The 14,128-nt window shown below is 51.9% G+C and carries 11 protein-coding genes; 7 read left to right on the top strand and 4 right to left on the bottom strand.

Annotated elements, in window-relative coordinates; translation table 11 throughout:
- Positions 1-130: 130 nt before the first annotated feature.
- Positions 131-871: a 3'(2'),5'-bisphosphate nucleotidase CysQ gene (gene cysQ, locus C3D30_RS01175; RefSeq protein ID WP_105285659.1), complete on the top strand. Its 741-nt coding sequence runs from the start codon at positions 131-133 to the stop codon at positions 869-871.
- Here cysQ and C3D30_RS01180 read toward each other — a convergent pair.
- Positions 861-1,418, bottom strand: a complete 558-nt coding sequence (locus C3D30_RS01180; RefSeq protein WP_000175263.1) for a YtfJ family protein — start codon at positions 1,416-1,418, stop codon at positions 861-863. The two genes, cysQ and C3D30_RS01180, sit on opposite strands and share 11 nt — an antisense overlap.
- A 324-nt stretch (positions 1,419-1,742) precedes the next feature.
- Between C3D30_RS01180 and C3D30_RS01185 the strand changes: the two genes are divergently transcribed.
- Entirely contained in the window at positions 1,743-1,949 is a 207-nt protein-coding gene (locus C3D30_RS01185; RefSeq protein ID WP_000689228.1) for a DUF1107 domain-containing protein, read from the top strand.
- Positions 1,950-2,008: 59 nt separating this feature from the next.
- Here C3D30_RS01185 and paeA read toward each other — a convergent pair whose 3' ends face one another.
- Positions 2,009-3,352 carry a polyamine export protein PaeA gene (gene paeA / locus C3D30_RS01190; protein ID WP_000935031.1) on the bottom strand — a complete coding sequence of 448 codons (1,344 nt, stop codon included), beginning with the start codon at positions 3,350-3,352 and terminating at the stop codon, positions 2,009-2,011.
- Between the two features lie 187 nt (positions 3,353-3,539).
- A complete protein-coding gene (gene msrA / locus C3D30_RS01195; RefSeq protein ID WP_000051459.1) occupies positions 3,540-4,178 on the bottom strand; it encodes a peptide-methionine (S)-S-oxide reductase MsrA in 639 nt (212 codons plus the stop codon).
- 205 nt (positions 4,179-4,383) lie between these two features.
- Here msrA and tamA point away from each other — a divergent pair, with 205 nt between their 5' ends.
- Genes tamA through C3D30_RS01215 form a run of 3 tightly spaced genes read left to right on the top strand, consistent with a single transcriptional unit; the run spans position 4,384 to position 10,240 of the window.
- A complete protein-coding gene (gene tamA, locus C3D30_RS01205) occupies positions 4,384-6,117 on the top strand; it encodes an autotransporter assembly complex protein TamA (protein ID WP_001269289.1) in 1,734 nt (577 codons plus the stop codon).
- Positions 6,114-9,893 (top strand): autotransporter assembly complex protein TamB, encoded by a 3,780-nt coding sequence (gene tamB, locus C3D30_RS01210; protein WP_105286356.1) that lies wholly within the window; start codon positions 6,114-6,116, stop codon positions 9,891-9,893. Before tamA ends, tamB begins: the two co-directional genes overlap by 4 nt.
- Before the next feature lie 2 nt (positions 9,894-9,895).
- Positions 9,896-10,240, top strand: a complete 345-nt coding sequence (locus C3D30_RS01215) for a gamma-glutamylcyclotransferase family protein (RefSeq protein WP_001219162.1) — start codon at positions 9,896-9,898, stop codon at positions 10,238-10,240.
- Positions 10,241-10,615: 375 nt separating this feature from the next.
- Here the strand turns inward: C3D30_RS01215 and ppa are convergent, their stop codons facing one another.
- On the bottom strand, positions 10,616-11,146 hold the full coding sequence (gene ppa / locus C3D30_RS01220; protein ID WP_000055074.1) for an inorganic diphosphatase: 531 nt from the start codon (positions 11,144-11,146) through the stop codon (positions 10,616-10,618).
- A 308-nt stretch (positions 11,147-11,454) separates the two neighbouring features.
- Between ppa and ytfQ the strand changes: the two genes are divergently transcribed.
- Positions 11,455-12,411: a galactofuranose ABC transporter substrate-binding protein YtfQ gene (gene ytfQ, locus C3D30_RS01230; RefSeq protein WP_000265933.1), complete on the top strand. Its 957-nt coding sequence runs from the start codon at positions 11,455-11,457 to the stop codon at positions 12,409-12,411.
- A gap of 212 nt (positions 12,412-12,623) precedes the next feature.
- On the top strand, positions 12,624-14,126 hold the full coding sequence (ytfR, locus tag C3D30_RS01235) for a galactofuranose ABC transporter, ATP-binding protein YtfR (RefSeq protein WP_000205783.1): 1,503 nt from the start codon (positions 12,624-12,626) through the stop codon (positions 14,124-14,126).
- Positions 14,127-14,128 lie beyond the last annotated feature (2 nt).

The following is a 14,128-nucleotide window of genomic DNA, read 5'->3' on the forward strand; positions in this document are numbered from 1 at the left end:
ATATGGAGCGTGAAGGATGCCATAAATAATAAATCAGGAAACGATGACGCCATCACAGTTGGCGGATTCTGTAACGATAGGGTATAAGTAAAACAACAAGTTAACACCACTGAAACAAAAGAGGTGGAGAATGTTAGAACAAGTATGTCAACTCGCACGGAATGCGGGCGATGCCATTATGCAGGTCTACGACGGGACGAAACCGATGGACGTCGTCAGCAAGGCGGATAACTCTCCGGTGACGGCGGCGGACATTGCCGCGCACACCGTAATCATGGACGGTTTACGTACCCTGACGCCGGATATTCCGGTTCTTTCCGAAGAAGATCCTCCCGGTTGGGAAGTCCGCCAGCACTGGCAACGTTACTGGCTGGTAGATCCGCTGGACGGCACCAAAGAGTTTATTAAACGAAATGGTGAATTTACCGTTAACATTGCGCTGATTGACAAAGGCAAACCGGTATTAGGTGTGGTGTATGCGCCGGTAATGAACGTCATGTACAGCGCGGCGGAAGGCAAAGCCTGGAAAGAAGAGTGCGGCGTGTGCAAGCAGATTCAGGTACGCGACGCCCGTCCGCCGCTAGTCGTCATCAGCCGTTCCCATGCGGATGCTGAGCTGAAAGAGTATCTGCAACAGCTTGGTGAACACCAGACGACATCCATCGGCTCTTCACTGAAATTCTGCCTGGTGGCGGAAGGTCAGGCGCAGCTCTACCCGCGTTTCGGGCCGACGAATATTTGGGATACCGCTGCCGGTCATGCCGTGGCCGCCGCCGCCGGAGCACACGTTCACAACTGGCAGGGCAAACCGCTGGATTACACTCCGCGCGAATCGTTCCTTAACCCCGGCTTCCGGGTTTCTATTTATTAAGCAATTTATGCAGCAAGTCCATGACTTGCTGCACTTCTTGCGGGGTTAACGCCCCGTCCTTCGCCCACTGTACGCGACCGTCTTTATCCAGCACTGCAATGGCGGAACTCTCTTCATCCAGTTGCCAGGCTCCGCGCGCGACGCCATTGCTGTCGACAATAAACTGCGACCACGGATAGAGCTTTTTATTGCTCTCCAGGCTGCTGCGTACAAACATACCGGAACCAGGGATAGCGTCGTCGGTGTTGACAATGGTGGTCGTCTGGTAGCGATCGTGCGGCAATTTCGCCGATTTAATTGCTTCAATCAGCGTCGCATTTTTCTCTTTTGCGGAGGTGCGACCGGCAATATGTTGTAGTACTCGCACTTTTCCCGCTAACTGCGCACTGTTCCAGGTTTTGTAGCTAAACTGATCTTTATCAAACACCAACTCGCCACGATCGGTAATACCAATCGGCGGTACGCGCTGACCAGTTTCGAATTTATGCGCGGAGGCCATCATCGGCAGTAGCAAGCAAGTCAGCGCGAGGATCTTGCGTAGGGTCATAGTGTTTCCTTCTTATCGTATGCAGGTGATCCGACCACTTGGGTCTGGCTTTTAATCATATGTGCTATTTATCGAATTTCCCGCAAGCGCGGTGCCAGTTTGCGGACAAGCGCACAAATCATATGAAAAATGAATGTTTATACTGAAGATTGTGGTTAGGCGAAAAGATAATTCTGAATAATTGTAACAGTAGGGTAAAAAAATTTATACACGCTGGAAACATTACCCCGATAGTCTATAGTCATTAGGCATTAAAATTTGCGCCTCATAATAGTTGGGCCGATTGTGGCACCGCAAAGGCGTAATACTCAGCAGGAGACAACAATGAAAATTTTCCAACGGTACAACCCACTTCAGGTGGCGAAGTACGTGAAGATCCTGTTCCGTGGACGGTTATACATCAAGGACGTTGGCGCTTTTGAATTTGATAAGGGTAAGATTCTTATCCCAAAAGTGAAGGATAAACTGCATTTGTCAGTGATGTCCGAAGTTAACCGTCAGGTTATGCGTCTGCAAACAGAGATGGCTTAACCAAGTGCTATGCAGTAATAAGACGGCTCCTGATTCAGGAGCCGTTGATGTTTCTGGGGTTATGCGACGCTTTCTTCTTTATCTTTGGCGTCAGGCAGTTTTGGCGAAAGGGCGGTGGCTTTACTGTCGATTCGCGTAACCAGTAGCTGGTCGATGCGGTAGTTATCAATGTCCACCACTTCAAATTTGTAACCGGAGAACTTCACCGAATCAGTGCGTTTCGGGATCTTACGCAACATAAACATCATAAAGCCGCCGATGGTTTCGTAGTTGCCCGACTGCGGGAACTCGTCGATATCCAGCACGCGCATCACGTCGTCAATCGGCGTACCGCCATCGATTAGCCATGAGTTCTCATCACGCGCCACAATCTGTTCTTCCAGTCCCTGACCGACCAGATCGCCCATCAACGTGGTCATCACGTCGTTGAGGGTGATGATTCCCACCACCAGTGCGTACTCGTTCATGATTACCGCAAAGTCTTCACCCGCAGCTTTAAAGCTTTCCAGCGCCTCAGAGAGAGTCAGCGTATCAGGCACGATCAGCGTGTTGCGAATTTGCACGCCGCTGTTCAGTGCCAGGCTTTGATTGGCCAGCACGCGGTTCAGCAGATCTTTTGAATCGACATAACCGATAATGTGATCGATATCTTCATTACAGACGAGGAATTTCGAGTGCGGATGCTCCGCCACTTTATTCTTCAGGCTTTGCTCATCTTCATGGAGATCGAACCAAATCACGTTTTCACGCGGCGTCATGGAAGACGGCACGGTACGGGATTCCAGTTCAAACACGTTTTCGATCAGTTCGTGTTCCTGTTTACGCAATACACCAGCCAGTGCACCGGCCTCCACGACTGCGTAGATGTCATCAGATGTGATGTCATCTTTACGTACCATTGGCAATTTAAAGATACGGAAGATCATGTTCGCCAGGCCGTTGAAAAACCACACCAGAGGGGTGCAGACGAACAGGCAGAAGCGCATCGGGTTGATGATACGCAAAGCCACAGCTTCTGGCGCAATCATACCGATGCGTTTCGGGGTTAAATCCGCAAACAGAATAAACATGCCAGTCACTAACGAGAAAGAGAGAATAAAGCTCAGTTGCTCAGAGAGTTCCGCCGATATATAGCGGGAGAACAGGCTATTAAAAGCCGGAGAGAACGCCGCATCACCGACGATACCGCCGAGTATTGCCACCGCGTTCAGACCAATTTGCACCACGGTAAAGAACATGCCGGGATTTTCCTGCATATCCAGAACGCGCTGGGCGTTTATATTGCCTTCATCAGCCAGCAGTTTAAGTTTGATTTTGCGTGAGGCGGCAAGCGAGATCTCGGATATCGAGAAGAACGCACTCACAGCGATCAAGCAGAGTATGACTAAAATACTGTTTAACATATCTTATCCGACCGTTCAGGTCAGATCCTCGGAAGGGGAAGTTGATTAATTTGTGCGAAATACACATTGAAAGCCGGCTCGAAGAGAGTGAACCGACATTTTCAGTGGCTAGTATAGCGTAAGGTACTGTAAAGTCGCCAGAGGGTTAAATTTTTGCTTCATTTCGCTTTAGTTCTGCCTTTTATTGCTACGCTTCAGGCGGCAGGCAAACGCCAATTCCGCCAATTCCGCAATAACCATACGGGTTTTTATGCAGGTATTGCTGGTGGTCATCTTCGGCATAATAAAACGGTGTCGCATTAGCGATTTCCGTGGTGATGTGACGATCGTCATCGGCGGCAAGCATCGCGGCCTGAAAACGTTCGAGACTGGCGCGGGCGGCAGCATCCTGTTCTGGTGTTAGCGGATAAATCGCGGAACGATACTGCGTGCCATGGTCATTGCCCTGACGCATCCCTTGTGCGGGATCGTGATTCTCCCAAAATACTTGTAACAGTTGTTCGTAGCTGATCACTGACGGATCGTAAACCACGCGTACCGCTTCGGCGTGGCCGGTATCACCAGAACACACTTCCCGATAAGTCGGGTTTGGCGTGTAACCGCCGGTATAACCTGCGGCGGTGCTGTAAACACCGGGAAGTTGCCAGAAAAGGCGTTCCACGCCCCAGAAACAGCCCATAGCAAAAATGGCGATTTCCATTCCGTCAGGCACATTTGTCATTGAGTGACCATTGACTGCATTCAGCGTGGCTACGGGCATCGGGGTATTACGTCCAGGAAGGGCATCGGCGGGGGAAACCAGATGCTTTTTATCAAATAAACTCATGGTATCGCTCTCCCGAAAATCGGTCTTTGGGGTTTAGGTTGTAACAAGAGACGTATTTGCACACAATAACTCTCGTGAATGTGTATAAAGTAAAACATAAGAAATATTTTGGATTTAGTCTGCTTTTAAATCCATATTGCTGGTTTTTTGTTAAGCCGTTTAACGGGGTTCCAGGGGCAGGAACAAAGGATATTCAGGAGAAAATGTGCGCTATATCCGACAGTTATGTTGTGTAAGCTTACTCTGTTTTGGTGGTTCTGCTATCGCCGCGAACGTCCGTCTACAGGTCGAAGGGTTATCAGGGCAGCTGGAAAAAAATGTTCGTGCACAGCTTTCTACGATTGAAAGTGATGAAGTGACGCCAGACCGGCGATTTCGCGCGCGTGTCGATGATGCCATCCGCGAAGGCCTGAAGGCGCTGGGCTATTACCAGCCGACCATTGAATTTGATCTTCGCCCACCGCCAAAGAAAGGGCGACAGGTTTTGATCGCCAAAGTCACGCCCGGCGTGCCCGTTTTGATTGGCGGCACCGATGTTGTGCTGCGCGGTGGTGCACGGACTGATAAAGACTATCTGAAGTTGCTCGATACTCGCCCGGCTATAGGCACGGTGCTGAATCAGGGCGACTACGAAAATTTCAAAAAGTCCTTAACCAGCATCGCGTTGCGCAAAGGCTATTTCGATAGTGAATTTACCAAAGCCCAGTTGGGTATTGCACTTGGCTTGCATAAAGCCTACTGGGATATTGACTACAACAGTGGCGAACGCTACCGCTTTGGGCATGTGACCTTCGAAGGCTCACAGATCCGCGATGAGTATCTGCAAAACCTTGTTCCGTTTAAAGAAGGTGATGAATACGAGTCAAAAGACCTGGCAGAGCTGAACCGCCGTCTCTCCGCCACTGGTTGGTTTAACTCGGTGGTGGTTGCACCGCAGTTTGATAAAGCGCGAGAAACAAAAGTATTGCCACTTACCGGCGTCGTTTCGCCGCGCACGGAAAATACGATTGAAACCGGGGTCGGGTACTCAACGGACGTTGGTCCACGTGTCAAAGCCACGTGGAAAAAGCCGTGGATGAACTCTTACGGTCACAGCCTGACCACCAGCACAAGTATTTCTGCACCGGAACAGACCCTCGATTTTAGCTATAAAATGCCGCTGCTTAAGAACCCGCTGGAACAATATTATCTGGTACAGGGCGGTTTTAAGCGCACCGATCTAAACGATACTGAATCCGATTCTACAACTCTGGTGGCTTCCCGTTATTGGGATCTCTCCAGCGGCTGGCAGCGCGCCATTAACTTACGCTGGAGTCTTGACCACTTTACCCAAGGTGAAATTACCAACACTACGATGCTGTTTTATCCGGGTGTGATGATTAGCCGCACGCGTTCACGCGGCGGCCTGATGCCGACCTGGGGCGACTCGCAACGCTACTCAATCGACTACTCAAACACGGCCTGGGGCTCGGACGTCGATTTCTCAGTGTTTCAGGCGCAAAACGTCTGGATACGCACACTCTACGATCGCCATCGTTTTGTCACGCGCGGCACGCTGGGCTGGATTGAAACGGGTGACTTCGACAAAGTGCCGCCTGATCTGCGTTTCTTTGCCGGTGGCGATCGTAGCATTCGTGGCTATAAATACAAATCTATCGCCCCGAAATACGCCAATGGTGACCTGAAAGGGGCATCAAAACTGATAACCGGATCGCTGGAGTACCAGTACAACGTGACCGGAAAATGGTGGGGGGCGGTGTTTGTTGATAGCGGCGAAGCGGTAAGCGATATTCGCCGCAGTGACTTTAAAACCGGCACCGGGGTTGGTGTGCGCTGGGAATCACCAGTCGGGCCGATCAAGCTCGATTTCGCCGTTCCGGTCGCTGACAAAGACGAGCATGGTTTACAGTTTTACATCGGTCTGGGGCCAGAATTATGAGTTTATGGAAAAAAATCAGCCTCGGCGTGGTTGTCGTCCTCTTATTATTGCTGGGGTCGGTGGCATTTCTGGTGGGCACCACCAGTGGTTTGCATCTGGTATTTAAAGCGGCAGATCGCTGGGTGCCAGGGCTGGATATTGGCAAAGTCACCGGCGGTTGGCGCGATCTCACCTTGTCTGATGTTCGTTATGAGCAGCCAGGCGTAGCGGTAAAAGCAGGCAATCTGCATCTGGCACTCGGGCTGGAGTGCCTGTGGGACAGCAGTGTTTGCATTAACGATTTGGCGCTGAAGGATATTCAGGTCAACATCGACAGCAAAAAAATGCCCCCTTCAGAGCAGGTTGAAGAAGAGGAAGACAGCGGCCCGCTGGATCTCTCCACGCCGTATCCCATTACCCTGACGCGGGTGGCGCTGGATAACGTCAATATCAAAATTGATGATACTACGGTGTCGGTGATGGACTTCACCTCCGGTCTGAACTGGCAGGAGAAAACCCTGACCCTGAAACCGACATCGCTGAAAGGCCTGCTAATTTCCCTGCCGAAAGTGGCGGAAGTGGCGCAGGAAGAAGTGGTCGAACCGAAGATTGAAAATCCGCAGCCGGATGAAAAACCGCTCGGCGAAACGCTCAAAGATCTCTTTTCTCGCCCGGTATTGCCGGAAATGACCGACGTGCATTTGCCGCTCAATCTGAACATTGAAGAGTTTAAGGGCGAGCAATTGCGCGTGACGGGCGATACGGACATTACCGTGCGCACCATGCTGCTGAAAGTGAGCAGTATCGACGGCAATACCAAACTGGACGCGCTGGATATTGATTCCAACCAAGGGATCGTTAACGCCAGCGGTACGGCGCAACTGTCCGGTAACTGGCCGGTGGATATCACCCTCAACAGCACACTGAACGTGGAGCCGTTGAAGGGTGAAAAAGTGAAGCTGAAAGTAGGCGGTGCGCTGCGCGAACAACTGGAGATTGGCGTTAACCTTTCTGGTCAGGTGGATATGGATCTGCGTGCCCAGACGCGGCTGGCGGAGGCTGGACTGCCGCTTAACGTCGAAGTGAACAGCAAACAGCTTTACTGGCCGTTTACCGGCGAGAAGCAGTATCAGGCGGACGATCTGAAACTGAAACTCACTGGCAAAATGACCGATTACACGCTCTCTATGCGCACGGCAGTGAAGGGACAGGAGATCCCGCCAGCCACCATTACCCTCGACGCGAAAGGTAATGAACAGCAGGTGAATCTCGACAAACTTACCGTCGCGGCGCTGGAAGGGAAAACTGAGTTGAAAGCGTTGCTCGACTGGCAGCAGGCAATTAGCTGGCGTGGTGAGTTAACGCTTAACGGCATTAACACCGTGAAAGAGTTCCCGGACTGGCCGTCGAAACTCAATGGTTTGATCAAAACGCGCGGCAGCCTGTACGGCGGCACCTGGCAGATGGACGTGCCGGAGCTGAAGCTGACCGGTAACGTTAAACAGAACAAAGTGAACGTTGAAGGTACGCTGAAAGGCAACAGTTATATGCAGTGGATGATCCCAGGTCTGCATCTGGAACTGGGATCAAACAGTGCCGAAGTGAAAGGCGAACTGGGAGTAAAAGATCTCAATCTTGATGCCACGATCAACGCGCCAGGTCTGGATAACGCGCTGCCAGGGCTGGGCGGTACAGCGAAAGGGTTGGTGAAGGTTCGAGGCACGGTGGAAGCACCGCAGTTGCTGGCGGATATCACCGCGCGCAGCCTGCGCTGGCAGGAACTCTCCGTGGCGCAGGTTCGCGTGGAAGGCGATATAAAATCCACCGATCAGATTGCGGGTAAACTCGACGTGCGCGTTGAGCAAATTTCGCAGCCGGATGTGAATATCAACCTCGTTACCCTGAATGCGAAAGGCAGCGAAAAGCAGCACGAGCTACAACTGCGGATTCAGGGTGAGCCGGTTTCCGGACAGCTCAATCTGGCGGGTAGCTTTGATCGTAAAGAAGAACGCTGGAAGGGAACGCTGAGTAATACCCGCTTCCAGACGCCAGTTGGGCCGTGGGCGCTGACCCGCGATATAGCTCTGGATTACCGCAATCAGGAGCAAAAAATCAGCATCGGGCCGCACTGCTGGCTTAACCCGAACGCGGAACTGTGCGTGCCGCAAACCATTGATGCCGGGGCTGAAGGGCGTGCGGTGGTGAATCTCAACCGTTTCGACCTGGCCATGCTGAAACCGTTTATGCCGGAAACGACTCAGGCAAGCGGTATCTTTACAGGTAAAGCAGACGTAGCCTGGGACACCACCAAAGAAGGGTTGCCGCAGGGCAGCATCACCCTTTCGGGGCGTAACGTGCAGGTGACGCAAACCGTCAACGATGCGGCGCTGCCGGTGGCGTTTCAGACGCTGAATCTGACGGCGGAGTTGCGTAACAACCGCGCCGAACTGGGCTGGACCATCCGCCTGACTAATAATGGTCAGTTCGATGGTCAGGTGCAGGTGACCGATCCACAAGGCCGCCGCAATCTCGGTGGCAACGTCAACATCCGCAACTTTAACCTCGCGATGGTAAACCCCATCTTTACGCGTGGCGAAAAAGCGGCGGGGATGGTGAGTGCTAATTTACGTCTGGGCGGTGATGTACAAAGCCCGCAGCTTTTTGGTCAGCTCCAGGTTACGGGTGTGGATATTGATGGCAACTTTATGCCGTTTGATATGCAGCCGAGCCAGCTTGCGGTCAACTTTAACGGTATGCGCTCGACGCTTGCGGGCACTGTGCGAACCCAGCAGGGTGACATTTACCTGAACGGGGATGCAGACTGGAGTCAGATTGAAAACTGGCGCGCGCGGGTAACGGCAAAAGGCAGTAAGGTGCGGATCACCGTACCGCCGATGGTGCGCATGGATGTGTCGCCAGATGTCGTATTCGAAGCCACACCAAGCCTGTTTACCCTTGATGGTCGCGTTGACGTACCGTGGGCGCGCATTGTGGTGCATGATTTGCCAGAAAGTGCGGTGGGCGTCTCCAGCGATGTCGTGATGCTCAACGATAATCTGCAACCGGAGGAGGCGAAAACTGCGTCGATTCCGATTAACAGCAACCTGATTGTCCACGTCGGCAACAACGTGCGCATTGATGCCTTTGGTCTGAAAGCGCGGCTGACGGGCGATCTCAATGTCGTGCAGGATAAACAGGGGCTGGGGCTGAACGGACAGATCAACATACCGGAAGGGCGCTTCCATGCCTATGGTCAGGATCTGATCGTTCGCAAAGGCGAGTTGCTGTTCTCTGGTCCACCGGATCAACCGTATCTTAATATCGAAGCAATTCGTAACCCGGATGCCACAGAAGATGACGTAATCGCCGGTGTTCGCGTCACTGGACTGGCGGATGAACCGAAAGCGGAGATTTTCTCTGACCCGGCGATGTCGCAACAGGCTGCGTTGTCTTACTTGTTGCGTGGACAAGGGCTGGAGAGCGATCAGAGCGACAGTGCGGCGATGACCTCGATGCTGATTGGTCTGGGGGTTGCACAAAGTGGTCAGATTGTGGGTAAAATCGGCGAGACATTTGGCGTAAGTAATTTAGCTCTCGACACCGAGGGAGTAGGCGACTCCTCCCAGGTGGTGGTCAGCGGCTATGTATTACCAGGTCTACAAGTGAAATACGGCGTGGGGATATTTGACTCTATAGCAACACTCACGTTACGTTATCGCCTGATGCCAAAGCTATATCTGGAAGCCGTGTCTGGTGTAGATCAGGCACTGGATTTGCTCTATCAGTTCGAGTTTTAGCGATGCGAATATTTGTCTACGGCAGTTTACGTCACAAACAAGGCAACAGCCACTGGATGACCAATGCCCAGTTGCTGGGCGATTTCAGTATCGATAACTACCAGTTGTATAGCCTGGGCCACTATCCAGGCGCAGTTCCGGGAAACGGAACGGTACACGGTGAAGTTTATCGTATTGACAACGCCACGCTGGCCGAACTTGATGCCTTGCGCACCAGGGGCGGTGAATACGCGCGCCAGTTGATTCAGACGCCGTACGGGAGTGCATGGATGTACGTTTATCAACGACCCGTCGATGGATTAACGCTGATTGAAAGCGGCGACTGGTTAGACAGGGATAAGTCATAATATAAACACGCCACCTTCGGGTGGCGTTGTTTTTTCGAGGTATCTCGCATTCTTTTTTGTAATTCCCCCACCTTTTGCTTTTCTCTCCGAGCCGCTTTCCATATCTGTTAACGCATGAAAAACTCTGCTGGCGTTTACAAATGCGCAGGGGTAAAACCGGGGCACGCTTTGAACGGTGAGTATGAGTGAGGTCGGCTAACTTCCAGCAAGTGGCTATGAACAGCAAAATGGTGGTCGAGTTTAGCTTGTTCTTACCGTTCAAGCCTTTCAACTGCTGAGAATAATGATAGTGGAATAGATAGTTTATATATTGCGGGCATAAAAAAACCCTTACTAACCGAAGCCCGGCGTTCAGGGTTATTGCGCTAGAAGAACTTATTTATTCTTTGCGCGCTCGAAGGAAGCAACGATTTCAGCTTTAGCGGCTTCGGCGTTATCCCAGCCGTCAACTTTAACCCACTTGCCTTTTTCGAGGTCTTTGTAGTGCTCGAAGAAGTGAGCGATCTGAGCCTTCAGCAGTTCCGGCAGATCGTTAACGTCTTTGATGTGATCGTATTCTTTGCTCAGCTTGCTGTGCGGAACAGCAACCAGTTTCGCATCTTCACCGGCTTCGTCGGTCATTTTCAGAACGCCAACCGGACGGCAACGGATCACAGAACCCGGCTGCAGCGGGTACGGAGTCGGAACCAGTACGTCAACCGGGTCACCGTCCAGAGACAGGGTGTGGTTGATGTAACCGTAGTTGCACGGATAGAACATCGCGGTGGACATGAAGCGGTCAACGAACAGTGCGCCGCTCTCTTTGTCGATTTCGTATTTGATCGGATCTGCGTTAGCCGGGATCTCAATAACAACGTAGATGTCTTCCGGCAGATCTTTACCCGCAGGGACGTTGAGTAAGCTCATGTCTGTTTCCTTTAAAATATGTGGCAAACAAGTGCCGAGTATTATAGCCAACTCGCGCCGAATGTCTTCGCTTGTTTTCGTCCTCATATTCCTTTTTCGCCAGTTTTAAGACGGCTCGTGGAGCAGGAAAATCCATAACCGTAGCCGCATTTTTCATAGTGATATGAAAGCGATTACAAACTTGTGATTAACGTTTTATTTACTTTTTTGAAGTGTGATGTAACGCAATCCGTTACATAACGAATTGTCTATAGTTTTTTCGCGAACATCTTTTCACCAATAATAACTATCCCGACGAGGACAACCCTATGTGGAAACGCTTACTTGTAGTCTCTGCAGTCTCGGCAGCCATGTCGTCTATGGCGTTGGCCGCTCCATTAACCGTAGGATTTTCGCAGGTCGGATCAGAATCCGGCTGGCGCGCCGCAGAAACCAACGTGGCGAAAAGTGAGGCCGAAAAACGTGGTATCACGCTAAAAATTGCCGATGGTCAGCAAAAGCAGGAAAACCAGATTAAAGCGGTACGTTCCTTTGTTGCACAAGGGGTAGATGCGATCTTTATCGCTCCAGTGGTGGCGACGGGTTGGGAGCCGGTATTAAAAGAGGCGAAAGATGCCGAAATTCCGGTCTTTTTGCTCGACCGTTCCATTGATGTGAAAGACAAATCTCTCTATATGACCACTGTCACCGCTGACAACATTCTTGAAGGTAAGCTGATTGGTGACTGGCTGGTAAAAGAAGTGAATGGCAAACCATGCAACGTGGTGGAGTTGCAGGGCACCGTTGGGGCAAGTGTTGCCATCGACCGTAAAAAAGGCTTTGCCGAAGCCATTAAGAATGCGCCAAATATCAAAATCATCCGCTCGCAGTCCGGTGATTTCACCCGCAGTAAAGGCAAAGAAGTTATGGAGAGCTTTATCAAAGCGGAAAACAACGGCAAAAACATCTGCATGGTTTACGCCCATAACGACGACATGGTGATTGGCGCAATTCAGGCAATTAAAGAAGCGGGTCTGAAGCCAGGCAAAGATATCCTCACGGGTTCCATTGACGGCGTGCCGGACATCTACAAAGCAATGATTGATGGCGAAGCGAATGCCAGCGTTGAACTGACGCCAAACATGGCCGGCCCGGCCTTCGACGCGCTGGAGAAATACAAAAAAGACGGCACTATGCCTGAAAAGCTGACGCTGACCAAGTCCACCCTTTACCTGCCTGATACCGCAAAAGAAGAGTTAGAGAAGAAGAAAAACATGGGGTATTGAGGGGCATCAATACCTGATGCCGACTTGTGGGCCGCCGGATAAGGCGTTTATGCCGCATCCGGCGGTTGTACAGCACCGGACTTAACATCGTGCACAATCTGTCCCCTCGCCCCTTCGGGGAGAGGGTTAGGGTGAGGGGGACAAACGGCGCAGCTCTTAACATCAGGCACGATCTATTCCCAGACTTTTAGAGCGTGGCTAAGGGAGAAACCATGACGACCGACCAACACCAGGAAATCCTCCGTACCGAAGGATTAAGTAAATTTTTCCCCGGAGTCAAAGCGTTAGACAACGTCGACTTCAGTCTACGGCGCGGTGAAATTATGGCGCTGCTCGGTGAAAACGGAGCCGGTAAATCGACGCTGATCAAAGCACTTACCGGTGTCTACCACGCCGATCGCGGTACTATCTGGTTGGACGGTCAGACTATCTCACCAAAAAACACCGCCCACGCACAACAGCTAGGCATCGGCACCGTCTATCAGGAAGTCAACCTGTTACCCAACATGTCGGTAGCCGACAACCTTTTTATCGGCCGCGAACCTAAACGTTTCGGCCTGCTACGCCGTAAAGAGATGGAAAAGCGCGCTACCGAACTGATGGCATCGTATGGCTTCTCCCTCGACGTGCGGGAACCACTCAACCGCTTTTCGGTGGCGATGCAGCAAATCGTCGCCATTTGCCGGGCCATCGATCTCTCCGCCAAAGTGCTGATCCTCGATGAACCCACCGCCAGTCTCGATACTCAGGAAGTAGAGTTGCTGTTTGGCCTGATGCGCCAGTTGCGCGATCGCGGCGTCAGCTTGATCTTCGTTACGCACTTTCTCGATCAGGTTTATCAGGTCAGCGATCGGATCACTGTCTTACGCAACGGCAGCTTCGTTGGCTGTCGGGAAACCCGCGAGCTACCGCAGATCGAACTGGTCAAAATGATGCTTGGGCGCGAACTCGATACCCACGCGCTACAACGTGCCGGACGGACATTACTTAGCGACAAACCCGTTGCTGCGTTTAAAAATTACGGCAAGAAAGGAACGATCGCGCCGTTTGATCTCGAAGTGCGCCCGGGCGAGATCGTCGGACTGGCAGGCTTGCTGGGATCGGGTCGTACCGAAACCGCTGAAGTTATCTTCGGAATCAAACCCGCCGACAGCGGCACTGCTCTGATCAAAGGCCAACCACAAACGCTACGATCGCCACATCAGGCTTCGGTACTGGGCATTGGTTTTTGCCCGGAAGACAGAAAAACCGATGGCATCATCGCCGCCGCCTCGGTGCGCGAAAATATCATCCTTGCCTTACAAGCCCAGCGCGGCTGGCTACGACCGATCTCTCGCAAAGAACAGCAAGAGATTGCCGAACGTTTTATCCGCCAGTTAGGCATTCGCACCCCTTCCTCCGAACAGCCAATAGAGTTCCTCTCTGGTGGCAATCAGCAAAAAGTGTTGCTCTCACGCTGGCTGCTGACTCGTCCGCAATTTCTGATCCTCGACGAGCCAACGCGCGGTATTGACGTGGGCGCCCACGCCGAGATCATCCGCCTGATTGAAACACTTTGCGCCGACGGTCTGGCTTTATTAGTAATTTCTTCCGAACTGGAAGAGCTGGTGGGCTATGCCGATCGGGTGATCATCATGCGCGATCGCAAACAGGTGGCGGAAATCCCGCTGGCAGAACTCTCCGTTCCGGCGATCATGAACGCCATTGCGGCGTAAGG

It is taken from the genome of Escherichia sp. MOD1-EC5433 (assembly GCF_002966005.1).
In the GTDB taxonomy this organism is placed as follows: Bacteria; Pseudomonadota; Gammaproteobacteria; order Enterobacterales; family Enterobacteriaceae; genus Escherichia; species Escherichia ruysiae.

What these genes read in the sequence shown, in the direction of transcription:
- cysQ (WP_105285659.1), top strand. Translation starts at nt 131, where the DNA reads ATGTTAGAACAAGTATGTCAACTCGCACGGAATGCGGGCGATGCCATT.
- C3D30_RS01180 (WP_000175263.1), bottom strand. Translation starts at nt 1,418, where the DNA reads ATGACCCTACGCAAGATCCTCGCGCTGACTTGCTTGCTACTGCCGATG.
- C3D30_RS01185 (WP_000689228.1), top strand. Translation starts at nt 1,743, where the DNA reads ATGAAAATTTTCCAACGGTACAACCCACTTCAGGTGGCGAAGTACGTG.
- paeA (WP_000935031.1), bottom strand. Translation starts at nt 3,352, where the DNA reads ATGTTAAACAGTATTTTAGTCATACTCTGCTTGATCGCTGTGAGTGCG.
- msrA (WP_000051459.1), bottom strand. Translation starts at nt 4,178, where the DNA reads ATGAGTTTATTTGATAAAAAGCATCTGGTTTCCCCCGCCGATGCCCTT.
- tamB (WP_105286356.1), top strand. Translation starts at nt 6,114, where the DNA reads ATGAGTTTATGGAAAAAAATCAGCCTCGGCGTGGTTGTCGTCCTCTTA.
- C3D30_RS01215 (WP_001219162.1), top strand. Translation starts at nt 9,896, where the DNA reads ATGCGAATATTTGTCTACGGCAGTTTACGTCACAAACAAGGCAACAGC.
- ppa (WP_000055074.1), bottom strand. Translation starts at nt 11,146, where the DNA reads ATGAGCTTACTCAACGTCCCTGCGGGTAAAGATCTGCCGGAAGACATC.
- ytfQ (WP_000265933.1), top strand. Translation starts at nt 11,455, where the DNA reads ATGTGGAAACGCTTACTTGTAGTCTCTGCAGTCTCGGCAGCCATGTCG.
- ytfR (WP_000205783.1), top strand. Translation starts at nt 12,624, where the DNA reads ATGACGACCGACCAACACCAGGAAATCCTCCGTACCGAAGGATTAAGT.